At 64.0% G+C, this 24,669-nt stretch carries 18 protein-coding genes and 3 pseudogenes; 8 read left to right on the forward strand and 13 right to left on the reverse strand.

The features are described from left to right. Positions 1-734 precede the first annotated feature (734 nt). On the reverse strand, positions 735-1,832 hold the full coding sequence (locus tag M8523_RS29945; protein WP_282588518.1) for an Acg family FMN-binding oxidoreductase: 1,098 nt from the start codon (positions 1,830-1,832) through the stop codon (positions 735-737). A gap of 73 nt (positions 1,833-1,905) precedes the next feature. Continuing rightward, positions 1,906-2,685: a phosphate ABC transporter ATP-binding protein gene (locus tag M8523_RS29950; protein WP_282588532.1), complete on the reverse strand. Its 780-nt coding sequence runs from the start codon at positions 2,683-2,685 to the stop codon at positions 1,906-1,908. A gap of 405 nt (positions 2,686-3,090) precedes the next feature. Between M8523_RS29950 and M8523_RS29955 the strand changes: the two genes are divergently transcribed. Next, positions 3,091-4,998, forward strand: a complete 1,908-nt coding sequence (locus tag M8523_RS29955; protein ID WP_282588519.1) for a DUF47 domain-containing protein — start codon at positions 3,091-3,093, stop codon at positions 4,996-4,998. Further along, complete coding sequence (locus M8523_RS29960) at positions 4,970-6,592, forward strand: PEP/pyruvate-binding domain-containing protein (protein ID WP_282588533.1); 1,623 nt, start codon at positions 4,970-4,972, stop codon at positions 6,590-6,592. The genes M8523_RS29955 and M8523_RS29960 overlap by 29 nt, the downstream gene beginning before the upstream one ends. A gap of 463 nt (positions 6,593-7,055) precedes the next feature. Here M8523_RS29960 and M8523_RS29965 read toward each other — a convergent pair whose 3' ends face one another. Together M8523_RS29965 and M8523_RS29970 are read right to left on the reverse strand one after the other, a co-directional pair. Then, a complete protein-coding gene (locus tag M8523_RS29965; protein ID WP_282588520.1) occupies positions 7,056-7,403 on the reverse strand; it encodes a chaperone modulator CbpM in 348 nt (115 codons plus the stop codon). Next, a complete protein-coding gene (locus M8523_RS29970; protein WP_282588521.1) occupies positions 7,400-8,320 on the reverse strand; it encodes a DnaJ C-terminal domain-containing protein in 921 nt (306 codons plus the stop codon). Before M8523_RS29970 ends, M8523_RS29965 begins: the two co-directional genes overlap by 4 nt. A gap of 513 nt (positions 8,321-8,833) precedes the next feature. On the opposite strand from M8523_RS29970, the gene M8523_RS29975 reads away from it, so the two are divergent. From M8523_RS29975 to M8523_RS29990, 4 genes are all read left to right on the forward strand, one after another. Then, a complete protein-coding gene (locus M8523_RS29975; RefSeq protein ID WP_282588522.1) occupies positions 8,834-9,712 on the forward strand; it encodes an aldo/keto reductase in 879 nt (292 codons plus the stop codon). 99 nt (positions 9,713-9,811) lie between these two features. Beyond that, positions 9,812-10,459, forward strand: a complete 648-nt coding sequence (locus M8523_RS29980) for a VIT1/CCC1 transporter family protein (RefSeq protein WP_282588534.1) — start codon at positions 9,812-9,814, stop codon at positions 10,457-10,459. Then, on the forward strand, positions 10,456-11,349 hold the full coding sequence (locus M8523_RS29985; protein WP_282588523.1) for a diacylglycerol/lipid kinase family protein: 894 nt from the start codon (positions 10,456-10,458) through the stop codon (positions 11,347-11,349). Before M8523_RS29980 ends, M8523_RS29985 begins: the two co-directional genes overlap by 4 nt. Before the next feature lie 21 nt (positions 11,350-11,370). Then, on the forward strand, positions 11,371-12,291 hold the full coding sequence (locus M8523_RS29990) for a metallophosphoesterase family protein (RefSeq protein ID WP_282588524.1): 921 nt from the start codon (positions 11,371-11,373) through the stop codon (positions 12,289-12,291). An 8-nt stretch (positions 12,292-12,299) separates the two neighbouring features. Here the strand turns inward: M8523_RS29990 and mgtA are convergent. The 8 genes and pseudogenes from mgtA to M8523_RS30030 form a co-directional block, all read right to left on the reverse strand. After that, positions 12,300-14,890, reverse strand: a pseudogene (gene mgtA / locus M8523_RS29995) (magnesium-translocating P-type ATPase). Positions 14,891-14,917: 27 nt separating this feature from the next. Beyond that, a pseudogene (locus tag M8523_RS30000) lies at positions 14,918-16,109 on the reverse strand (acetate/propionate family kinase). 30 nt (positions 16,110-16,139) lie between these two features. After that, positions 16,140-17,297, reverse strand: coding sequence for an ABC-type transport auxiliary lipoprotein family protein (locus M8523_RS30005; RefSeq protein WP_282588525.1), 1,158 nt, complete (start codon positions 17,295-17,297; stop codon positions 16,140-16,142). A 10-nt stretch (positions 17,298-17,307) separates the two neighbouring features. Then, a complete protein-coding gene (locus M8523_RS30010; RefSeq protein WP_282588526.1) occupies positions 17,308-18,102 on the reverse strand; it encodes an ABC transporter ATP-binding protein in 795 nt (264 codons plus the stop codon). A 3-nt stretch (positions 18,103-18,105) separates the two neighbouring features. Further along, on the reverse strand, positions 18,106-19,248 hold the full coding sequence (locus M8523_RS30015) for an ABC transporter permease (RefSeq protein WP_282588527.1): 1,143 nt from the start codon (positions 19,246-19,248) through the stop codon (positions 18,106-18,108). Between the two features lie 19 nt (positions 19,249-19,267). Continuing rightward, complete coding sequence (locus tag M8523_RS30020) at positions 19,268-19,414, reverse strand: hypothetical protein (RefSeq protein ID WP_282588528.1); 147 nt, start codon at positions 19,412-19,414, stop codon at positions 19,268-19,270. Positions 19,415-19,417: 3 nt separating this feature from the next. Beyond that, on the reverse strand, positions 19,418-21,823 hold the full coding sequence (locus tag M8523_RS30025; protein WP_282588529.1) for a phosphoketolase family protein: 2,406 nt from the start codon (positions 21,821-21,823) through the stop codon (positions 19,418-19,420). Between the two features lie 75 nt (positions 21,824-21,898). Next, on the reverse strand, positions 21,899-22,549 hold the full coding sequence (locus M8523_RS30030) for a BON domain-containing protein (RefSeq protein WP_345894327.1): 651 nt from the start codon (positions 22,547-22,549) through the stop codon (positions 21,899-21,901). 526 nt (positions 22,550-23,075) lie between these two features. Between M8523_RS30030 and M8523_RS30035 the strand changes: the two genes are divergently transcribed. Continuing rightward, entirely contained in the window at positions 23,076-23,225 is a 150-nt protein-coding gene (locus M8523_RS30035) for a hypothetical protein (RefSeq protein WP_282588530.1), read from the forward strand. Positions 23,226-23,260: 35 nt separating this feature from the next. Next, a pseudogene (locus tag M8523_RS30040) lies at positions 23,261-24,319 on the forward strand (IS1380 family transposase). Between the two features lie 56 nt (positions 24,320-24,375). On the opposite strand, the gene M8523_RS36915 reads toward M8523_RS30040, so the two are convergent. After that, the gene (locus tag M8523_RS36915; RefSeq protein ID WP_428351617.1) at positions 24,376-24,567 is read right to left on the reverse strand and encodes an SDR family NAD(P)-dependent oxidoreductase; all 192 of its coding nucleotides are present in this window, start codon (positions 24,565-24,567) and stop codon (positions 24,376-24,378) included. Between the last annotated feature and the right edge of the window lie 102 nt (positions 24,568-24,669).

The following is a 24,669-nucleotide window of genomic DNA, read 5'->3' on the forward strand; positions in this document are numbered from 1 at the left end:
ATTGGTGTCGAATTGATAGGTGCGACTAAGGACAATACGCTTTGGATGGGTCAGCTAAATAATCCAGATCAATTAGCGGCTATTCGAAAACGCTTAGCGAAGGTGAAACGAGCGCCTCCTTCGGGTCGAACGCTGCCCGTAAGGCCTCAGCCTTCGTTATTTACAACGTAGCACCGGCCCATTGCGCACATCGCCTTTCGGACTGCGAAAACCACTCTTGGATGGTGAGTGCTTGGATTCATTGACGCGGCGGCGGCCCGGCCCCCTAGCGATCGCGTCTCACAATCGGATCTTTACACGATCATCTCTGCCCAGCGCTTGATGCGAATCTGGCCGCGATGATCGAGGCGCTCTCTACGGGGGCCTCGCGCTTGGCGTTGGCTGCGCCACCGACCAGGTGACCGACCCGCTCCCTGCAAACCATCGACCGTTTGTCGTGATGACACTTGATGCGAGACGACAGTCGCGAATTCGAGCCGACCTGTCGCCTCAGATCGCTATCGCCCAGGACTCCGCGAAATTCGTGGAGCACGTAACCACGACCCAGATTGTCTCAACGTAATTCTCCCATGGCTTGCGGCAAAAAAGCTTCTTGCGAAGCTTGCAGGCCAAGATATTTACGATTGTCAGCTCGGGCACGTCCATGCCGCAGTACAGCTGGTAAATAAATATCCTTTTTGTCAGGGCGCTGCCCTTCCCGAACGCGAGCAGTTCCGACATTTGGAACTCTGCGGTCAAGGCAGTATTACTGCCTGCGGCGACCTGCGCGCCGAGAACGGTCGCTCCGCCGCGTGGCCGAAGCGCATCAGGATGTCGGGCCGGCGCCCACCCAGACCGACGAGATCCGCCAGAGCCGGCCGCAGTGCTGCAACCTCGACCGGTTGGTTGACGAAGGCATGCTTTAGGCCAAGCGCCGTCGCCTGCAAGGCAAAGCGTTCACACGATCTGCCTACCTGAATCCAGTGCTCCGGGCCACTCGCCTCCGACACGAAGACGGCGATGCCGGACGAGGATCGCAGTTGGCTCGCGTAGATCTCGTTCTCCGACTGCGCGCTGACGAAGCAATCGAACAGGCCCGGTCCCGCCCACGTAGGAAGGATCGGATTGCCGCTTAGGACGCTGAACAGCCCATCGCCGGTCTCTAAGGCCTCGCGTGGATTGAAGCGCAGCCAATGCTTGAGTTCACGCATGAAGGCCGGGTCGGTCATCTGCGTCGTGTTGCCTTCGATGACCAGCTCGCACACCTTGTCCTTGCGAAGCCGATCAGTGATCAGAACGACGTCGACGCCGGGAATTCCGGCCGCGTCCGACAGCGCTTGAAGATCGGCATTGCTTACCTGCTGTCCGTCGAATTCCGTTCGCGTCGACTGACGTTTTGGGATCGCATCGGCCAGCGCCATGTCCCCTGCCGTCCCGTCCTCCAGGGAGACGGTCACGACGCTATCGTTCGCGGCAGAAAAGCCGACCGTCCCCCGGTAACCGCCGGCTCCCGCAGCAAGCACAATGTTCTCGGCGGCGCAGCCAAGGGCCACGTAGAGATGATGATTGTCTGGGTCGACGACCGGGGTGATCCGCGAAAGGTCGGGGACAATCTCGATATGGTCTTTTCCGATCCGGAACCGCCAAGGTTGCGTGTTGTGCCCGCTTGGCGCGAGCGTCGCCATACGAATGAACTCAAGCATTCCAGGCCGGGCCGAAAGCGCCGCCCGCGTGGTCGCCATGGCCGCGTCGTAGTCCGTCATCGACCCCATACGATGCAGCGTTCCATAGGTCCCGCCACCACCAACCGCGGTCAGTGCCCCGACGCCAATCAGGATCTCACGCCTCTTCATCGCGGCCTGGGTGTATCACACGACTGTGTGCCGGCCGAAGTTCCGTCGGAGGTCGCTGAGAACATGCGCGCTCTTATCCGAAGCGACCGGTCACGTAGTCCCGCGTGCGCGGGTCCTTTGGATTGCTGAAAATCTGTTCGGTTTTGCCGACCTCCACGAGATCGCCGAGGTACATGAAGGCAGTGACGTCCGCGACGCGGGCGGCCTGCTGCATGTTGTGTGTGACGATCACCACGCAAAAGCGTTTTGCAAGCTCACCGATGAGAGCCTCGATATGCGCCGTCGAGATCGGGTCGAGCGCCGAGCAGGGCTCGTCGAACAATAGGATCGCGGGTCCGGTCCCAATGGCCCTTGCGATGCAGAGGCGCTGCTGCTGACCACCCGAAAGTGAAGCCGCCGGTGTGGTCAGGATGTCCTTGACCTCGTCCCAAATGGCTGCGTCGCGAAGGGCGGTTTCCACCATCCTTTCTCGATCCGAGCGAGGGGCCTGGAAGAGGACCCCGATCGGCAGGGCAACATTGTCAAAGATTGACATGGGAAGCACCGTCGACGCCTGGAAGACCATGCTAACGTCGGCGCGCAATTGTTCCAGGTTCGTTCCAGGATCGAGGATGTTCTTCCCATCCATGAGGATTTCTCCGGTCGCGTGTTGACCAGGGTAAAGATCGTAGAGACGGTTCAAGCAGCGGAGCAACGTACTTTTGCCGCATCCTGAAGGACCAACCAGCGCAGTCACACTTCGGTCCTCGATATCGAGGGTGATGTGCCTGAGTGCCTGCGTTGTCCCATAGAAGAAATCGAGGTTTTGAATCGAGATCTTGATCCCACTTTCGATGCACCCAAGACGCGCCATCTGATGGCGGCGCGCCAACTCACCCAGCGCCGTCACGTCAGATTTGAAGGGCGGAATGGAGGTCATATCATTCTCTCCTTTGATCCCCCGAAGGTTCACCAATATCTGTTCGATCAGGAAGCGGCGCTCATCTTCGGGCGTGACGTGTTTCAACAGGCCCAAAGGTGTTGCAGTACCAAAGCGGCTCGAGACGTCCGTTAAATGACACTGCGGTGAAAACTTCGATCCGATTTCGCATAGTAAAGACGCGTTCTTGCTGCCGAACGTGGCGCAAAGATCTCGCTATGATCAATGGCGGTGAGAGCCGAGTTCGAATCGGTCAAGCCATCGATCTCTGCAAGGCCTGCCAGTGTCGGCATTCTCAACGGGCCGTCCCGTCTGGCGTAACATGGTATCGAGGCGGTCATGAAAACACAGGTGCTCGATACCCTCGGCGAGGACGGGCTCGCGCTGCCCGCGCAGATCGAGGCGGGTCTCGCGGCCAATGATCGGTTAAAATACTATTTCTCTTTGCTTCAGGTCGCCCGGTCGCATGCCGATCACCCTGATCGGCCGTCTTCTTCGCTCAAGCGAGAGCGCCTCGCGGCGGGCATCCACGAAAACGGCCTTGATGAACTGGTGGCAGCGGCGAGGCAGGACGGGGCATCCTACCGGTTTGCCGGGTGCAGTCACCTGATGTCCGCGATTATGGACGACGCGCGCATCATGGCCGCTCCGGCTGATGCGGAGAAGAAGGAGCGCTTAGCACTCCTTCTGAAGGCCATACCGCACGCCGCCGACGACAAGGTCCTCGGTTCTGACATCGACACGATCACGCGAGCCGACGACGATCACGGCGACAGCCTGCACCGGCTGGTGATGGACCTGCACAAGGTCCTCAATGCCTTGCAGGTCGGGCTCGCGGAAGAGAAGATCGGCGGCGCGGCCGCGTATCATCTCGGCGAGGGCGACAAGGATCTGGTCCGTGCTTTCATGGAGGGCGTGAACCGGACCGCGCCGCTCAAGTTCGATCACCCCGGGCTGGGGACGACAGCGACCCGGTCCGGAACCCGGCTCATCATCCAGAACGACATCGGCACCACGGATGCCCACGTGATCGTCGTGCATGTCGAGGCGAACAAGGTCAGCTTGACCTACAGCGACGTGCATCTCCAGCGGCTTCAATACTTCCAGGGCCTGCTGGAGCCGTTCGCCGTCGTGTGGTCGAATCCGAACAGCAACCAGGTTCCGACGCTGGCCGGCGGGCAGCCGTTCTTCCTCTCAACCGCAACCTTCGACGTCAAGGACAACAAGGATCTCCTGGCCTACCTCGATCACCTCGGCTCGCGACTCGTCTTCCTGATCGACTGGAACCATGCCCGCAAGCAATTGCGCGGCTTTCTCGTGAAGGAGGATCGCTCGCGCTTGCTTCGCTGGGCGGCCGATGCGGACGTCGGGCATCGGGGTTTTCTGCAAATGGGCGGCGCCCGGTTGATATGGAGCGCGGTCGAGACGGCTGCCGTCAGCGCGGTCCGTCTCGGCGATCGCCTGTGCGACGTGCTCGGAACGGAGAGTGCCTACGCGTTTGTCCAATTCGTCTTCACCACGGCCAGCGAGGGACTGCGCGCGCGGCAATCGGACAGCCTTATCCGGGATCGTGTGCGGGCCGAACTGCTCAACCTCCTGCACACGGCCGGCACTCGTCTGCTTGGGACGGCGGCCGATCATGCCGGATATGTTTTCGAGATCGCGACGGCCATCCGCGATCAACTCGTTGACCCTCGCGGCGATACCGCCGAGCTGAAAGACCTCACGAAACGGGCTCGGCACTGGGAACATGAGGCAGACCTGCTCGTCGCGGGCGTCGCGGAAGCGATCCGTCGCCGCCCGGAGCTGGAGCCGGTGCTAAGACTGATCCAGGCGGCCGACGACGCGACCGACAGTCTGGAAGAAGCGACGTTTCTGCTAAGCCTGTTAGACGACCACGGCGACCGCAAGGGGCTGGAGGCGTTGCAGCCTATGGCCACCGTCCTCGTCGAATCCGCGCAGGAATGGGTCAAGGCTCTGAACCACGCCAGGCATGTGCGACGTCACGGCTTGCGGGACGACGCCGACGACTTTCTGGTTGCAATCGATCGTCTGGTGGCGCTGGAGCACGACGCCGACACCGCGGAACGCGACGTCACCGTCGCGATCCTGAAGACAACCAAAGACTTCAGATCACTACACGTCCTTTCGAAGATCTGGCACGGGCTCGGCGACGCATCCGATTCGTTGAAGCGGGCCAGCCTGATCCTCCGTGACCATGTGGTGGGCGATGTTCTCGCAGCTTAGCCCCGTGGGGCCGCGCCAGCCCTTCTACATGGTCCTTGCCGGCGAGGCTCTGCCGCCCGGCAAGGCCGTGGAGGTGGGCAACAAGGCCTACAACCTGATGTGCATGGCCTCCGTCGGACTGCCGGTTCCCGCCGCTTTCGTCCTTCCCACGCATTGGTGCGAGGGATGCCCGCCGGGACACGAACGCGCGACGGCGCTTACGAACGCGCTTGCCGACGGGATCGCGCGCCTGGAGCGGGCAACCGGCCAGACTTTCGGCTCAGGCCGCAAGCCGCTGCTTGTATCGGTGCGGTCCGGAGCCTCGATCTCGATGCCTGGTATGATGGAAACAGTCCTCGACGTCGGCTTGAACGACGAGAGCGTCGAGGGCCTGATCCGCACGACCGGCAATCCCCGCCTTGCCTGGGACAGTTACCGGCGTTTGATCCAGGGTTTCGCCGAGGTCGTGCAAGCCTTGCCCGTCGAGCCGTTCGACCGGCTCATCCAGGAAGCTCTCGTCACCGAGCTGTGCGCGAATGAGCGTGGCCTCGATCACGTTGCGCTGCGCCAGCTCGCCAAGGCCATGCTGGCGCGGTTCCGGGATCTAGCGGGCACGCCTTTCCCGCAATCCCCAACCGACCAGCTGTCCCGCGCCACGGATGCCGTCTTTCGGTCCTGGGACGCGCCGAAGGCGGCCGAATACCGGCGTCTGAACCACATCGACGACGCAATAGGTACCGCCGTCACGATCCAGACCATGGTGTTCGGGAACGCCGGCGGCAGGTCGGGGGCCGGCGTCGGCTTCACGCGCGACCCTGCGACCGGCGAGAACGTCCTCTACATCGACTTCCAATTCGACGGCCAAGGGGAGGACGTCGTCGCTGGGCGCATCGCAATCCGCGACCCGGAAAGGCTTCGGTCGGCGCTTCCCGCCATTTGGGATCGGCTCGAAGAGATCCGAGGCATGCTCGAAACGATGTTCGGCGACGTCCAGGATTTCGAGTTCACCGTCCAGGACGGGAAGTTGTACTTGCTTCAGACCCGCACCGCCAAGCGCACCCCTTGGGCCGCGCTCAGGATCGCAGTGGATCTCGTCGAGGAAGGGCTGGTCAAGCCCGCCGATGCATTGGAGCGGCTGCACGGGATCGATCTCGACGGAGTCGTCCGGAACCGTCTGTCGGGAACGCAGGATCCGCCCCTGGCGTCGGCGACCGTGGCGGGGATCGGCGTCGCGGCTGGGCGGATCGCGCTCGATCCCGCCGCGGCGAAGCGCTACGCCGCCGGGAGAGACCCTGCGATCCTGGTCCGGCGCGAGACGACGACGGCCGACATCCTTGGGATGGCCGATGCCGCCGGCATATTGACCGCCTTGGGGGGGCGGACCTCACATGCAGCCGTGGTCGCCCGCCAGCTCGGAAAGGTTTGCCTGGTCGGCTGCTCTGAACTTTCGAGCGATCTCGGAGACCGCACTTGCCGCATCGGGCCGCGGACCTTGGCTGAAGGCGACTGGTTGACCCTCGATGGCAATTCCGGTTTCGTTTACGCTGGGCACCTGCAAACCTTGGTCGAGCATCCGGAACGCGAGTTGGCGGCAATCCGGAAATGGGTTCGGTGAAGGCGAGACCGTTGATTTCGGTCGCGGCAACGTCGCTCGCAGCGGTTATCCTGAAGACCAATCTTTTTGTCAGTTTATTGGCAAGTCATGCGCACCAAGATTGCACTCGCCCGTCAATGCGAAAATCGCCGCGTGCTCCATCGCCATCGATGATAATCCGGCGCAGAGTCGACAGGGCCGTGGTCATTGCGGACGAATTACTTCAGTAGGATCGATCGACTGGCGCTATGAAAGGATCGACATCATCGATTTACGCTGGATAGATTTGCCATTGCTTGTCCATGAAACGCAGCATACGGACCCCTTGGGCCAAGCGCCTCAATGAATGCCGCATACCGAGTATGCGGAAACGCGTCGTCGGAACGATGAAGCGGTGGAACATTGGATCAAATCGACGTGAGTTTCGTGCAAGGTCGGGGCGGTTCCGCCATGACCGGTGGTCCCGTCGAGGAAGATGTATCCGTCAGACTTCGCCATTCCCGTTCTCCGTCCGGGACGACAAGGCATCGAGCAGCGTCAGCCGCATGTCGAAGGGCGCAAGCCGGTCGACGATGTCCCGCAAGCGACGAAGACGCCGACGCTCCCCGTAGAGCTGGTCGATGAGACTGAGGACGATCGGCAGCACGTCCTCTTTCAGCCCGAGGTCATGTCGGAGTTCCCGTATGAGGCGCAGCCGCGCCACGTCGATCTCACGGAAGAGCCAGGTGCCCCGGCTGCCGTCCGGCTGTACCCAGTTCTCGTCGATCCAATGCTCTACCTCCGCGCGATCAAGCCCGGCAACTTCGATGATCAGCGCGTCGAAGGTGATCATATCGATTCCTCCAGTCCCTTCCGTGGATCCCAAGCGGGCGGATCTTTCCGATCGCGGAGAAACGCGGCCAAACCCTCGTCGGGGGGACCGAGCACGATCCTCAGCGTCACATAGGCATCCCCCGCCGGGTGGCCCGCGGATGCGGGAACCCCCTTGCCCCGCAGGCGGAGCTTGGTTCCGGAGTCGGAGTGGACGGGAATCGTCATGGTGACCGGACCGGCGATCGTGGGCACCGACACGGGACCACCCAGCACGGCCTCGGCGACTGTCACCGGCAGTGCCAAGTGGATATCCCGTCCATCCCTCGTGAAAAGCGGGTGCTCTGCGACTTCGACTTCGATCAAGGCGTTGCCGGGCGGATCACCGGGGGCACCCTTGCCACGCAGTCGCAGCACCTGCCCGCTTTCTAAACCCGGCAAGATTTTGACTTCGAGGCTGCCGCCCTCGGGCAGAACCAGGCGCTGTGTCGTCCCCCGCGCCGCATCCAGGAACGGGACCGAAAGGGAATAACGCCGGTCCGCGCCACCTCTTGGGGCTTCCTGCCGGCCCCGTGCGCCGAACATGCCCGACAGGATGTCGCCCAGATCGTCGTCTCCACCGCCAAAACCCGCTCCGTAGCGCCTGCCGGCGGGGCCTTCGGCGTGGTCACGATACGTTCGCTGCCGTTGCGTCGGTCCCTGCGGTGGCCGTTCTTGTCCAGCCCCGTCGATCTCTCCGCGATCGAAGCGCGCGCGACGCTCGGGGTCGGTAAGCAGGTCATTGGCGGCATTCGCCGCCTTGAAACGCTCCTCCGCCTTGGCGTCACCGGGATGGAGATCCGGATGGGACGTCTTGGCCAGCTTCAGGAACGCGCTGCGGATCTCCTTGTCCGTCGCGTCGCGGGCGACTCCTAGGATTTTGTATGGATCGTCGGCCATGATGTCTCCGCGATCCCACAACGATGGCCGCACCTGCTCCGACACGTCCGACCCGGGCGGATGACTCGGAACGAAGCGCGCGCCCTGACGCCGGACCATGCAGTCATCTATCCTGGATGATCCTGGGATGCGCGAAGCGACAACGAAGATCGGCTATTCGGGAACGCATCTCATCGCGGCCGATTTGGACCACTGTGTGTGGTTCGACGACCTGGCAAATGGTGGAGGACAAGTTGCGCCTCGCCGAACTCACCTATTGAACTGCCATCCACGATCGAGGTTCGGTGCGACGCCTGCTCATATTCGCATACTCGATGCGCAAAATAGGCGCCCGACGCGCTTCAAGTCGTTTGCTACCGTTCGGGGGACATGATGCGTCCGATCACCGGGCTGGCGATCGCTGATCCGCTTCGGGCATTCTCGAACCGAAGACTTCGGCAAGATGCCGTGGGAGCAATGGGCGATGGCCGAGGTGATGCCTATTGCATCCGACAAATAGCGGAGGAATGAGAAATGAAGGGTTTGGACGCTGGAAAGGCCGGCACGTTCAGGATCGGCGGTAATATCTCGGTGAACCGCCTGGGCTTTGGCGCCATGCGGTTGACGGGCAAAGGGATCTGGGGCGATCCGGCCGACCGTGCTGAATGCCTGCGCACGCTACGATGCCTGCCGGAGCTCGGGATCAACTTCATCGACACGGCCGATTCGTATGGTCCGGACGTCTCCGAACACCTGATCCGCGAAGCGCTCCACCCCTATGGCGACATCGTCGTTGCCACGAAGGCCGGATTGGTGCGGACCGGACCCGAGCAGTGGCACCCGGTCGGGCGGCCGGAATACCTGCGGCAGCAGGCGCTCATGAGTCTCAGATTTCTTGGCGTGAGCCAGATCAGCCTCTGGCAGCTGCATCGCATCGATCCGAAAGTGCCGCGCGACGAGCAGTTCGGCGCGATCAAGTCCCTTCTCGACGACGGCCTCATTCGACATGCCGGGCTAAGCGAGGTCTCGGTCGAGGAGATCGAGGCCGCCGAGAAGGTATTCCCGGTGGCAACGGTGCAGAACCGCTTCAACCTGATCGACCGGACGAGCGAGGCCGTCCTCAATCATTGCGAGTCAAAAGGTATCGGCTTCATCCCGTGGTTCCCGCTGGCCTCGGGCAGCCTTGCAAAACCGGGTTCTATGCTGGACAACATTGCCAAACGCCACACCGCTGTCCCGAGCCAGATCGCCCTTGCTTGGGTGCTCAAGCGCAGTCCCGTGCTTCTCCCTATCCCGGGCACGTCGCGTGCCCGGCATCTCGAGGAGAATGTCGGTGCCGTGAATATCGTTCTGTCCGACGAGGAGTTCTTCGCGTTGGATAAAGAGGGCCGTGCAGCGTTCCAGCGAGCTTGATGCGTGGCCAAAGGCTCAGGAGATGACAGGTCCGCGGCCAGGGAACCCAGGAGGCGTTTCGCGGGAGACGAAAAACACGTCACTGGCCGCCTCGGTTGGCTGCGCGCCGCGGTCCTCGGCGCAAACGACGGCGTCCTGTCGACCTCCAGCCTGATCATCGGCGTCGCCAGCGCGCAGGGAACACCTCGCAACATCCTGATCGCCGGCGTCTCCGGCCTGATCGCGGGGGCAATGTCGATGGCGGCCGGCGAATATGTCTCGGTCAGCTCTCAAGCCGATTCCGAGCACGCCGACATCGCCCGGGAAACGCTGGAACTGCGGGACGACTGCGGCGGCGAAGTGGCGGAACTCGCCGCGATCTATGTCGGAAGGGGTCTTGATAACGGGTTGGCCGCCCAGGTCGCCGAGCAGTTGATGGCCCGCGATGCCCTTGGTGCACACACCCGCGACGAACTCGGCATCTCCCCGGCGAATGCGGCGAGGCCAGTGCAGGCGGCCCTGGCCTCGGCCGCATCCTTCGCGGTCGGCGCGGCGCTTCCTCTTGCGATGGCGCTCCTCGCGCCGGCCGGCTTCGTGGTCGGGTCCATATCGGTCGCCTCGCTCCTGTTCCTCGCGTTCTTGGGAGCCGTCGGAGCCAGGATCGGCGGCGCCGGCGTGCCGCGAGCCGCGCTCCGTGTTACCTTCTGGGGCGCCCTGGCCATGGCCATCACGGCTGGGATCGGAATGCTTTTCGGAACGGGGGCGTGAGCCGTGTCGTGACCTGCATCCTCAACGAGTCGGCTGGGTCGCACCGCGCCGCCGAGGCTCGGCGGCTGATCACCCGAATCGCGGCCGAACAAGGAGGGACGGCGCACATTATTCTTTCCACGGACGGATCCACGCTATCCATGCTCGCGGGGCAGGCGCTTGCGGACGGCGCGTTGCTGGCGGCTGGGGGCGGCGACGGGACCGTCGGAACGGTCGCGGCGGCGTTGGTTGACACGAATGTCGCCCTTGGGGTCCTGCCGATGGGAACCCGCAACCACTTCGCGAAGGATCTCGGCATCCCGCTCGGCCTCGAGGCGGCGGTGCGGACGCTGTTCACCGGCCGGATCGACAGCGTAGACGTCGCCGAGGTGAACGGGCGCGTCTTCGTCAACAATTCCAGCATCGGCATCTACCCGCAGATCGCGCGGGAGCGAAGCCTAGAACGCCATCGCGGCGGTCGCGGCTGGTCCGCCCTCGCGCGCGCCGCGGCGCGGCTCCTCCGACGATCTCCGATGTTGCATGTCGATCTCGACGTCGATCAGGGGCAGTGGCTTTCCACTGAGACGTCACTCGTGTTCGTCGGCAACAATCGATATTCGATTGAAGGCCTGTTCCTCGGGTCCCGCGCCTCCCTTCGGAGCGGCTCGCTGTGGATCTTCGTGGCTCCGGGCAGCAATCGTTTCACGCTGCTCGGCTTGGCCTTGCGGGGACTGATGGGACGCGTCCACGACTCAGATCTGGCGACGTTCGACGGCGTCCAGGCGTCGGTGCGAATGCATCGGGCCTTCGTCGAAGTCGCCACCGACGGCGAGGTGAACCTCATGCCGACCCCACTCCACTATCGAATCCGCCCGGCCGCGTTGCGCGTGGTCGTGCCGCAGGCGTCCTGAGCGCGACGGAACCGGATCTCCTTGCGCACGATCGCACATCTCTCCGACCTTCACTTCGGCCGCGTCGACCCGGCTATCCCGCCGGCGCTGCTCCGCGCGGTGTCGGCGGCGATGCCGCACCTTGTGGTCATGTCGGGTGACTTCACGCAGCGGGCGCGCGTGCGGGAGTTCGAAGAGGCGGCTCGATTCGTCGAGGCGCTGCCAGTGCCGGTCCTTTCGGTACCCGGCAACCATGACGTGCCGCTCTACGACGTAATGCGGCGTTGGCTGTCGCCACTGGGCCGGTATCGGCGCTACATCGCGAGCGATCTCGCGCCATTCTACGGCGATGCGGAAATCGCCGTGCTGGGGGTCAACACTGCCAGATCGCTGACCTTTAAGAGCGGGCGCATCAACCGGCGCCAGATCGGCGCCGCTGTGGCACGGCTGGCGCTCTGCGGTCCGGACGTCATGCGTATCGTCGTCACGCACCATCCATTCGACGCGACTGATGGAGATCCAGCCGATGAAGCGAGGCTGGCCGTCCTCGGCCGGGCGGACATGGCGATGGCCGGGTTGCTCCGAGTGGGCGTCGACATCATACTATCCGGTCACTTGCACGCCAGCGGCATCGGCCAGACCACCATGCGCTACCCCCTGCCGGCTCATGCGGCGCTTCTGATCCAGGCAGGTACCGCGACGTCGACGCGGCGACGCGGCGAGGAGAATTCATTTAACGTGGTCCGAATTGCCGAGCGCGAGGTGGCGATCGAACGGATGGTCTGGCGCCCCGATCGCGGCGACTTCACTTCCGCGGGGACGGACCGCTTCCTGAAGGCAGAGGTCGATTGGGTTCATTTCGGACCACCGGCGGGACCAGCTCCCGAAGGAGGTCGAGATCTTGGATCCGGAGCAACCCCCCTCGTGACCGCTCCAACGGCTGCAAACACGAAGACGCCATGATCGGCCCTTCACCCGCCGAGGGGTTCGGCCGCATGGGACAGGATCGCGACATCCTTCGCGGCAGGTGAGCCTCCCTCGGGGCAGAAAGGTCGAGCTTCGCGCAACATGCCGATCGCCCATGGCTTTAGGAGTTCGGCCGAGACGAGGTAGACGACCACGAGAACGCCGATGCCGGCCAGGGTCGCGGGCGGCGGTACCTGGAAGCCGAACCAAGCTCCGGCCGGCGTAAAGGGCAGCGCCATGGCGGCGGCGAGCGCCACCAAGGAGGACGCAGCCAGGGCGAGACTGGGGCGGTTGCGCCAAGGGCGACTGTTCGTGCGGATGATGAAGATGACGAGGATCTGCGTGACCATCGACTCGAGAAACCATGTCGTCCGGAACTCGGCGGGAGAGACCTGAAACACGAACAGCAGCGCGCCGAATGTCAGGAAGTCGAAGACCGAGGACATCGGGCCCGTGATCGCGGCGAACCTGATGAGGCCCTTCAGGTCCCAGACCTGCGGCTTCGCCGTCGCCTCAGGACGGACCTCGTCGAAGGGGATGCCGATTTCCGAAAGAACATAGATCAAGTTGTTCAGTAGGATTTGTGTCGGAAGCATCGGTAGGAACGGGAGCGCGATTGAGGCGATCGCCATTGACAGCATGTTGCCGAAATTCGAGCTGGCTCCCATGCGCACGTATTTGAGGATGTTCGCGAAGGTGCGGCGCCCTTCCTGGACGCCGTCCGCGACAACCGCGAGGTCGGAGGCGAGAAGGATCATGTCCGCGGCCGCCTGAGCCACGCCGGTCGCCCCATCGACCGATAGTCCGATGTCGGCCAGCTTGAGAGCCGGGGCATCGTTGATGCCGTCGCCCAGATAGCCGACAATCTCGCCTCCGGCCTGAAGCGCCTTGACGATGCGGGATTTCTGGTTCGGCGCCAGACGACCGAAGGCGGCGACCGTGCGGACCTGAACCGCCAATGCGTCGTCGCCCATCGCCGAAACGTCGGCGCCGGAAAGGACGGTCCCCGCCTGCAAGCCGACAAGACCGGCGAGCCGCTTAACCACGATCGGATCGTCGCCCGACAGGATCTTCAGCTTGATGCCCGCCGCCGCCAGTCGAGCGATGGCCGCCTTGGCGGTCGGCTTCGGAGGGTCAGCAAAGGCGCAGAGGCCCTCGAGAACAAGGTCGCATTCATCGGTGGCGTCGACATCACGGGTCGGCCCCGACCATGGACGGGAGGCGACCGCAACCGATCGCATGCCGTCCTCAGCCAAGGCGACGACGCGGCTCGCCGCTTGCTTCCGTTCCGCTTCGCCCATCGGGCTGGAGGTATCGCCGGACCGTTGCAGGGTACAAAGCGCCAGGACCGCCTCGGGCGTGCCCTTGACGATCAGGAGCACGCCGTCCGGACCCTTCGCAAGGACGGATCCGAGCCGCCGCGTGAAGTCGAACGCATGCCGACCCTCGAGGGTCCAGCCTTTTGCAGCGTCCTTGTCGCCCCGGGTCAACGCCGCATCGAGCGCCCCTCGGTCGCCGCTCAAGCTGGCCGCGATCGCTCCAAGCCTGGCAGCCTTGGCATCGTCGGCGCCGGAAGGATCGAGGCTACGGGCAACCGTGATCTCGGGCGAGGTCAGCGTGCCTGTCTTGTCCGTGCAGAGGACCGTCATGGCGCCGAGATCGTGAATGGACGCGAGGCGCTTGACGATGACCTTGCGCTTGGCCATGCGAACCGCGCCGCGCGACAGCGTGACCGTCATGATCATCGGGAGGAGTTCGGGCGTGAGGCCGACCGCGAGCGCAACGGCGAAAAGCAGCGAATCCAGCACGGGCCGCCCGAGAAAGACGCGCGCGGCCAGAACCACGACGACCAGCGCCATCGTCAGCCGCGCCGTCACGAGAGCGTACTCGCGCATGTCGCGCTGGAATGGGGACGGAGCCTGAACCTCGGCGAGGGCCGCCGCGGCGGTGCCGAAGACGGTTGCGCTCCCGGTGTTGACGACGAGGGCGATCGCCTCTCCACTCTGGGCGACGGCACCACGGAACAAGGCGTTGGATGCCTCCCCGGCCGTCGTCGCGGTCACCTTGCCTGCGTGCTTTTCGACCGGATAGGGCTCTCCTGTCAGGGCCGCCTCGCCGGCCATGAAGGCCGTGCTTTCGAGGATCAGCACATCGGCCGGAATGATGTCGCCCGAACGGACGCGCACGACGTCGCCTGGAACCACCCTTTCGACCTCGATGTCCCGAAAGCCCCGTCGCGCTTGACCTCCGCCTTCAGCGCAACCGAGCGGCGCAGGATATCGGCGGCCTTGACCGCATGTCCTTCCTGGAAGGTGTCGAGACCGAGCGACACCGCGAGGATCGCAACGATGATCGATCCTCCGATGGTGTCACCGGTCGCGACTGAGACGATCCCGGCCGCCAGGAGGATGAGCGACAGCGGCTCGAGCAGGCGCCTGAGGACGGCGCGGAAAAGACCTGCCTTCCTGGTCGGAGCGTCGCTGTTAGGCCCATACTTAGAGAGGCGACGAGCGGCCTCCGCAGCATTTAGGCCTTCGGTACCGCATCCCAGCGCGGAGCAAAGCGCCTCCGGCGTCCGCGTCCAAAAGGCGCCCACCGTCGCGGAGGGGGGAGGATCCGGGTGTCATAGGCTGCGTCCCTGGGCCCGCAAGACCGCGTGGGTCTCGTCCGCGATGACCTGCTCTTCATCGGTCGGGACGACGAGCATGGCGACCTTCGCGTGAGCGGCCTAGATCCGTGTGAGATTGCGCGCATTGGCGTCGGCGTCGACCGCGACGTCGAGCCAGGCGAGGCGGGCGCAGATGGCGGCGCGGATCTCGGGCTGATGCTCGCCGATTCCGGCTGTGAAGACCAAGCCGTCCAGTCTGCCGAGGGTGTTGGCGGTGGCGGCCACTTCCCGGGCAATGCGGAAGGCGAAGAGGTCGAGCGCCTCGCGTGCGGCCGATTCGGGGCTGGCGAGGAGATCCCGCGTGTCGGCGCTGAGGTGTGAGACCCCGAGGAGCCCCGCGCGATAGTAGAGCATGTCCTCGACGGCCTCGATCGTCATGCCGCGCACCTTGACGAGATGCACCAGGACGCCCGGATCCAGCGCGCCCGAACGCGTCGCCATCGGGATGCCGTCGAGGGTCGAAAAGCCCATGCTGGTGTCGCGGCTGACCCTGCGTCCATCCTGCAGAGGCTCGCGCCGCTGCCGAGATGCGCGACGACGACGCGCCCCGCCGCCACCTCCGGCGCGACCTGACGGAGACGGGAGGCGATGAACTTGAACGAAAGGCCGTGGAAGCCGTAGCGCTTGATCCCCTCGTCGAACAAGGCACGCGGCAGGGCGAAACGGCGCACGAGGTCGGTCTGGCTGCGGTGGTACGCCGTGTCGAAGGAGGCGACCTGCGGCAGGTCGGGCCTGAGATGCCGCACCGCACGGATCAACCGAATGCTTTGCTGCTGGTGCAGGGGTGCGAGTGGCACGAGGCCCTCGATGGCGGCGAGCGTTTCATCCGTGATCGCCGTCGGCCCGTTGGGTCGGTCTCCGCCGTGGACGACCCGGTGTCCGACTGCCGACAGATCCGCCACCGCGAACTGATGGACGACCCAATCGAGGATCTGCTCGATCACCGCGTGGAGGTCGTCCGTCACCTTTGCCTTCACCGGGATATCGATCCGCGTCCCCCCCGGTCGACCCGCAGGGTCAGAGGCTTTTCGGGCAGGTCGACCTCGCCCCCGCCGATGGCACGCATGCCGCGCGGTTCGATCGCGAACAGGCCGAGCTTGATCGACGACGATTCCGGGTTGAAAGCGAGTAGGGTGTGATCGCTCATGTCATACCCTGTCGTTCACGGAGACTATCCTCAGAGATTGGCCGGCGGGTGAACGGCAGCATCCTTCAGGATCGGCGCGGCGACCCAAGTCCCGAGGTCGGCGACCGCCGCGCCGAAGGCGGCGTTCAGGGCCTTCACGGAGGCGACCTCGTCTGCGTCGGCGCTTGGCGCCTTGGCTTCGAACAGCCGGGTCGCGAGCACATGCCCATCCCCCGACAGGAGCTTGGCCGAGAAAACCACCTCCGCCACCCTTTCGGGACCGGTGAGGATGTCGAAGCGGCGAAGGTCGAGTTGGAGTTGCCGGTCGTCCTTGCCATAATCCATGGGCGCCACCAAGGTCGTGACCAGCTTCGCATCGTCGAAGCTTTGTGAGACCTTCTGCTGGAGCAGCGTCGGGAGCGCGTCGCTCCACTGCATCGTTCCGATGGGGCTGATTTCCCCATCCGGCGACCGGGTCAGCAGGTGTTGGGTCTGAAGGGCGACGACAGCCGTCGGCGTGCCGATCACGATCTGCCCCAACGACGGTGCGGGTAGACCAGCAAGCTTTGGTACGGCGAGGTCATAGACCGGTGGCGCCGCCTGCGCCGGCCCGCCACCGGCCATCTTCGCCAGACCGGCCATGACCGCGTCGACGCGTCCCGCGTTGTTCGCCAGGGCACCCGAAAAGACCTTCAGACTGTCCATCGTGGACTTGAGCGCATCGGAATTGTCGGCGAGGATCGCATCGACGTGTCCGAGCGTGTCTTGCGCCGATTGTGTCAGACTGCGGCCAGCGGCTGGATCAGCGACCAGCATCGGGGGGGCGCCATCCTGTGGCGCGAGCGGCAACGCGTTCGGATCCCCGCCCTCCAGGGACACCGCGACTGTTCCCATCAGGCCTTGGCTCGCGATGCCGGCCCGCGTGTCCTGACGGACCGGCGTGCCGGCAGCAATCGCGAGGGTTGCCAGGACCCGCCGAGGATCGTGAGTATCGACCGCGAGGTCCGCAACGGACCCGACCCGCATCCCGTCGAAGAGCACCGCGGCGCCGGGCTGCAGTCCGGAGACCTGGTTACCGAAGCGGACTCTTATAATCTGCTGATTGGACATCCCGCCGCTGTGGTTGAGCCAGAACACGAAGCCGAGGCAGGCCAGGATTGCAGCGAGCGTGAAGCCACCGATCGTCAGATAGCGGGCGTTGGTTTCCATCAATGCGGCCTCAAGGCTTTTGCGGCGGCGGCGCCACTGCTTTGCTCTCGGCCCGCGCGCGCGGGCCGCCGAAATAGGCCTTCACCCAAGGATGTTGGCAGGCCAACATGGTCGTCATCGATCCGACGGCGACGATGCGCCCGTCCGCAAGCGCCGCGATCCGGTCGCAAACCGCTTCCAGGCTGTCGAGGTCGTGCGTGACCATGAACACCGTCAGCCCGAGCGTCCGCTGCAGCGTCTTGATCAGGACATCGAACTCGCCGGCTGCGATCGGGTCGAGCCCGGAGGTCGGCTCATCGAGGAATACGATGTCGGGCTCGAGGGCGAGCGAGCGGGCCAGCGCGACCCGTTTCGTCATCCCGCCGGAGAGTTCCGCCGGAAATTTTTCCATGTCCTCGTGGGCGAGGCCTACCATCCGCAGCTTGGTCTCGGCGACCTCGGTCCGGAGCGCATCGGGCAGTTCCAGATACTCGCGCATCGGGAATTCGACATTCTGGCGAACGGTCAGCGCGGAGAAAAGGGCACCTTGCTGGAACAACACGCCCCAGCGTCGTTCGACGTCGCGCATCGCCTCGATGCCGATGGCGTCAGGGTCGTTTCCGAGGACCCGAATGCTGCCGGAGCGCTTCGGCAGCAGGCCGAGGATCGTCCGCAACAACACGGACTTGCCGCCGCCCGATGCGCCCACGATCCCCAGGATTTCGCCCTGCCGCACATCGAGGTCGAGGTTGTCGATCACCAGATGGGCGCCGAAGCTGACGACGAGTCCATGCACGCTGATTGCGTAATCGTGCGGCTGATCCATCGCTCACATCCCGATCGCAGCGAAAATCATGGCGAAGAAGCCGTCGAGCACGATCACGAGGAAGATGGACTCCACGACGGACGCGGTCGTGCGGAGCCCGAGCGACTCGGCGCTGCCCTGCACGCGGAGCCCTTCGGCACAGGCGACGATGCCGATCACCAGCGCCATGAACGGTGCCTTGAGCAACCCGACCTCGAGATGGGTCACCGACACGGCGTCCCGCAATTGCGCGAGAAAGACGATCGGGTCTGTGCCCCCGTAGAACCAGACCACGAGGCCGCCACCGGTCAGGGCCGCCATCGACCCGATGAAGGCGAGGATCGGTAACGCCAGGACCAGCGCGATGACGCGCGGCAGGATGAGCACCTCGACCGGGTCGAGCCCCATGGTGCGCAGCGCGTCGATCTCCTCGCGCATCTTCATCGAGCCGAGTTCCGCCGTATAGGAGCTGCCCGAACGTCCCGCCACCATGATGGCCACGACCAGCACGCCGAGTTCCCGCAGCACCAGGATGCCGACGAGATCCACGACGTAGCTTTCGGCGCCGAACTTGCGGAAGTTGAAGATACCCTGCTGGGCGATGATGGCGCCGATCAGCAAGGTGATCAGCACGATGATGGGGATGGCCTGGAAGCCGACGCGATCGAGCTGGTGGACCATCGAGGTGAAGCGGAATCGGCGCGGCTGGACGACGACCCGTCCAGCCGCCGCGCTGACCGCGCCGAGCGTGGCTAGGAATTCGAAAAAGGAACCGCCAATGCCGCTGACACCGCGCCCGAGCGCCTCGACGCCAGCCAGCGGGCGCCTCTGGCGCGGTGACACCGGTCGCCTGTCATCGGCGAGGGCAACCGCATCCAACAAGGCCCGATAACGCGTAGGAGGGCCGCTGACCGCGACCGTGCGGCCGGCCGTCTTAGCGGCGCCGATGAGCCGGTCGAGGAGACAAGCGCCAAACGTGTCGATCGCGCTGACACCCTGAAGGTCCAGGGCTATTAATCCGGTGCCGGGCACTCCACCTGCCGCTTCGATCAGGGGATCGAGGGTCGCGGCGTGCGCGACCGTCCATGTGCCATCGGCGACCGCGGCAGCCGTTCCGTCTGGCTGAACGGACCAACGCAGCCCTCCCGGGCGTGTGAGGGATCTCATGGGCTCTGCGACCCCTGACTCAGTAATAGCCGAGGTCCACTCGGACCTTGCCAAGGAAGACCCAGCGGCAGCAGCTCGTGTTCGTGCCAAATCGAATGGGCACGGCGATGCCCGAGATGACCCGCAGGAACGGGAGGCGAGACAGGACCAGCGGGTCGAGGTGCATGGTTTAAGCCTCGCCGGACCGTTGAGAGGGCCACCGCCAATGCAACACCTCCGGCATGTCGATTCCGTATTGGTCGATGTAGCGCCAATGCTCGGCCAGCTTGTCGCAGATCGCCTGCTTGGCATAGGCCACCTCTGGCCCGAGGTGCGGCAGGCGGTCGATGACGTCCATGACGAGGTGGAAGCGGTCCAGCTTATTGAGGACCACCATGTCGAACGGCGTCGTGGTCGTGCCCTCGTCCTGCAAGCCATGGACGTGAAAGTTGCGGCTGTTGGTGCGGTTGTAGATGAGCCGGTGGATCAGTGTCGGATAACCATGGAAGGCAAAGATCACCGGCTTGTCGGTCGTGAACAGCGCGTCGAAATCAGCAGCCGGCAGGCCATGGGGGTGCTGAGTCTTCTGCTGCAACGTCATCAGGTCGACGACGTTGATCACCCGCACCTTGAGCCCGGGTAGGTGCTGATGCAGCAGGTCGACGGCTGCCATGCATTCGAGCGTCGGGACATCACCGGCGCAGGCCATGACGACGTCCGGCTCGCCGCCACGGTCGTTGCTGGCGAAATCCCAGATGCCGAGGCCACGTTCGCAGTGCTTGATCGCCGCATCCATGGCGAGCCATTGCGGTTCGAGCTGCTTGCCGGCGACGATGACGTTGATGCGGTTCCAGGAGCGCAGGCAGTGGTCAGTGACCCAGAGCAGCGTGTTGGCGTCCGGCGGCAAGTAGATCCGCACTGTGTCGGCCTTCTTGTCCGCGACGTGGTCCATGAAGCCGGGGTCCTGGTGGCTCGACCCGTTATGATCCTGCCGCCAAACGTGGCTGGTGAGCAGGTAGTTCAGCGAGGCGATGGGCCGGCGCCATTCCACCTCGCGGCTCGTCTTCAGCCATTTGGCATGCTGGTTGACCATGGAATCCACGATATGGATGAAGGCCTCGTAGCATGAGAACAGGCCGTGCCGGCCGGTGAGGAGATAGCCTTCGAGCCACCCCCGGCAGGTGTGCTCTGAGAGGATTCCCATGACGCGGCCATCGGGGCTCAAATGCTCGTCGTCGTCCGGAGTCGTCGCCGCATTCCAATCGCGGCCCGTTGCCTCGAACAGCGCCTGCAAGCGGTTGGACGCAGTCTCGTCGGGACCGACGACGCGAAAATTCCGGGTCTCGGCATTCAGATGCATGACGTCGCGCAGGAAGCCGCCCATCACCGCCGTGGCCTCGCCGTCCGTTGCCCCGGGACGCACCACCGGAACCGCATGGCTCGCGAAATTGGGCAGGTGCAGGGGCCGCATGAGTGCGCCGCCGTTGGCGTGCGGGTTGGCACTCATGCGCCGATTGCCTACGGGTGCGAGGGCCGCGATGTCCGGGCGCAGGGTTCCCTTGTCGTCGAAAAGCTCTTCGGGCCGGTAGCTGCGCATCCAAACTTCGAGCGCTTGCAGATGGCCGGGCTTCTCCATGTCGCTGATCGGCACCTGATGGGACCGCCATGAGCCCTCGGTCTTGAGGCCGTCCACGGTTTTCGGGCCCGTCCAACCCTTCGGGCTCCGCAGCACGATCATCGGCCAGCGCGGCCGCTCATGCGCCCGGCCGCACCGGGCTGCGTCCTGGAGTTCGTGAATGGCCGCAACCGCGCGGTCGAGCGCGGCCGCCATGGCATGGTGCGTGAGAGCGGGGTCGTCCCCCTCGACGAAGATGGGCGTGTGCCCATAGCGCACAAGCAGGCTTTCCAGTTCGCTGTGGGACAGGCGCGCCAGCACGGTGGGATTGGCGATCTTGAAGCCGTTGAGATGCAGGATAGGCAGCACCGCACCGTCGGTCGCCGCGTTGATGAACTTGTTGGAATGCCACGCCGCCGCGAGCGGCCCCGTCTCCGCTTCGCCATCGCCCACCACGCAGGCGACGATCAGGCCGGGGTTGTCGAGCACGGCCCCGTATGCGTGGGCCAGCGAATAGCCGAGTTCGCCGCCCTCATGAATCGATCCCGGCGTTTGCGGTGCAGCGTGGCTCGGAATACCGCCTGGAAAGGAGAACTGCCGGAACAGCTTGCACATCCCGTTCTCGTCCCGGCCAACCTCGGGATAGAGCTCGCTGTAGGTCCCTTCGAGATAGGTGCTGGCCACGACGCCCGGCGCGCCATCGCCAGGTCCGGCGACAAAGAGCACCAAGAGGTCCCGCGCTTTGATGAGGGGGTTGAGGTGCAGGTAGATGAAATCGAGCCCAGGCGTAGTGCCGAAATGGCCGAGCAGGCGCGGCTTGACGTGCGCCACCGTGAGCGGCTCGCGCAGCATCGGGTTGCCGAGCAGGTAGATCTGACCGACCGAGAGATAGTTGGCCGCACGCCACCAGGCATGCATCAGGTCAAGTTCGGCGGGCGTAAGTGGGCCGGCGGCTACCGGCATCGGGGCGTGAGTGTTCATCGTGTCGGTCCTTCCTGCAATGGCGCGGGATCGTGCATCTCAGCTGACAGAGCCGGCACCGTCCTCAGCCCCCAGTCAGATGATCGAAAGATTGTTCTCGACGGCGGTAACGCCTGGGGAAGCCCATGCCGTGGCTGCTGCGACCTGTCTCTCATGGGGCGAGTGGACCGTGCCATCGAGGCGAACGGCTCCAGCGTCCACGCTCAACGTGATCGACGTTGGATCGAAGAACCATGAGCGATGCAGGGCATGAGTGATGTCGTCACTCACATTCGACACACTGACTTTGGGCTTGATCAAAATTTGGTTGTCGAGGCCAACGACGCCGAGAACATGTCGAACATCGGCTTCAGCCGCTTCCTTCTGGAAGTGCCAAGTGACGTGCCCAGAGAGGGTCATCCACCCTTTCTCGACCTTGATATGAACGTCGTAGCCAGGATCGACGTCGTGCCATGCCAACCGGTCGACGGCCCGCTTCGCGATTTCGTCGTCATTCCACAGGTGATCGGCCGGCAACCGAACCTCGATCTCTTCAACGACGGCTTTGACACCCTTCACTCTGCCGGCGGCAATCTCCGCAGCATGCTTCTGACCAAAGTCGTCGACGTAGCCCATAAGGCAGACCACGCCGTCTTGAGCGGTCACTCCGAGATGAGCTGCGTCCACGCGAGGTTCCCAAGCCAATTCGTCGAGAACGGATTTCTTCAAAGCGATGTCGTGATTCACTCAAAAGTCCCCCAACGGGAAGATGGCTAGGCGAACGCCGGACGACTCGTGCAACGACAAGCGCCAGATGACATGACGGAGATTGCCACAGTCAACGTTATGGAAAGCGGCGACTTGGCCTTTTTCAGACCTTAGATGTTATGGGCGGATGCGACACGAACTGAGTTCGCGAAGCGACTATGCATTTACGCAAAGCCTTAAGGTATTCCAATTTGGTAGGCAGCTCTCACTTGAGCGAATTGCTTTCAATCTGAAGCGGTTCCTTCGGATGTAGGCGACATCTCTACCGGCCGGAACGACCTTACGAAGCCTATGCATTTTCGCACTGACTCTCGCCCTTTTTCGTTGCACAACATATTTTGTCTTGCGGCTATCCTGCCGGCGGTGGAAGTGTGCCGACCCATGTCATTCGAGGTGCGCACTTCAGTTTAACCGCCCGCATCGACGAGCGTCTGCGTCCCAATGCTTGGAGGATGCCCAAATTGGACGACTTCTATTGCCCGGTGGCGTTCAATGAGATGAGCCGGTGACCTATTCGATCTTGATGACGCACATGGAAGTGGGCACCACCAACGACGCAGTGCTGCGGGTGACGGCCGGCCTCGCCAAACGCTTCAGCGCCGGCGCATTGGCAACCCCCGCGTCCCAGCCCATGCTGACCACCGCCCATAAATGATCGAGCATGCCGTGACGACGCTGGTCGGCCAACTGGTGTTCGGCCTCGCGCTGGGCTACGAGGACCTCAATGACCATGACGAACTGCGGCACGATCCGATCATGGCGGTGCTGGCGGGCAAGCTTGAGGCGCGTCGATCCGATTGCCCGCCGGTCGCCGGCAAGTCGACCCTAAACCGGCTCGAACTATCGCGGCCGCAGGCGAGCCGCTACCACAAGATCAGCCACGATCCGCAGGCGGTCTAAGCGCTACGCGTCACGCTGTTCCTGTAGGCTCATCGCACGGTGCCGAAGCAGATCACGCTCGATCTCGACGCCACCGACGACCCGTTGCATGGCGATCAGGAGGGGCGCTTCTTCCACGGCTATTACGGCGGCTATTGCTACCTGCCGCTCCACGTGTTCTGCGGCCGCCACCTGCTGTGCGCCAAGCTGCGGCGCTCGAACATCGATGCCAGTGTCGGCGCGGTCGAGGAGACGGCACGGCTCGTCAGCCAAATCCATCAGCGCCGGCCACGTGTGCGCATCCTGCTGCGCGCCGACTCGGGCATTGCGCGCGAGGCGCTGATGGCTGATGGCCTGATGCGAGTAGAACCGGGTCGACTACGTGTTCGGCCTGGCACGCAACAGCCGGCTCGTCGAGGCGATCGCGGTCGATCTCATCCAGGCCGAGGACGAGGCCGTCCGAACCGGCAAGCCGGCTCGCCGCTTCAAGGACTTCGCTACGCGACACTCGACAGTTGGTCGTGCCGGCAGCGGGTCATCGCCAACGCGGAATGGACCGGCGGTGACGCGAACCCCTACTTCATCGTCACCTCGCTCACCAGGGCCGAAGCGTCGGCGCGCTTCCTCTATGAACGGATCTACTGCGCGCGTGGAGAGATGGAAAACCGCATCAAGGAATGTCAGGGCGACCTGTTCGCCGACCGCACCTCGAGCGCCACCATGCGCGCCAACCAACTGCGGCTCTGGTTTGCTTCGATGGCCTATGTCCTGCTTTATGCGCTGAGCTGGATCGGGCTCGCCCACACCCACTTTGCCGACGCCAAGGCGGCACGATCCGCCTCAAGCTCCTCAAGATCGGCGCTCTCGTGACAACCAGCGTGCGAAGAGGCGCGTCGCGATCGGTCCGGGACAAGCCGCGGTGACCTTCACGCCGGTCTTCTCCAGATCAAGGGCAAGCCCCTCGGTGAAAAACAGGACGATGCCTTGGAAGCGGCATAGAGGGTCGCGCCGGCAAGCGGCTGGAAAGCCGCCGTCGACGCGAGGTTGATGACCCCGCCACGCCACGCCGCGACCATTTCGGGAGCGAAAGCATAGGTCAGCGCAACAAGCACGTGCAAGTTGGGGTCGACCTGCTCGATCGTTTAGCCCGGATTATGCAGGCCAATAAGCATTGAGGTGGATTTTCTCTACCGGACCGTGCCGTTTGTCCGATTTTGCGC

Source organism: Lichenifustis flavocetrariae (assembly GCF_026130545.1).
GTDB lineage: Bacteria > Pseudomonadota > Alphaproteobacteria > Rhizobiales > Beijerinckiaceae > Lichenihabitans > Lichenihabitans flavocetrariae.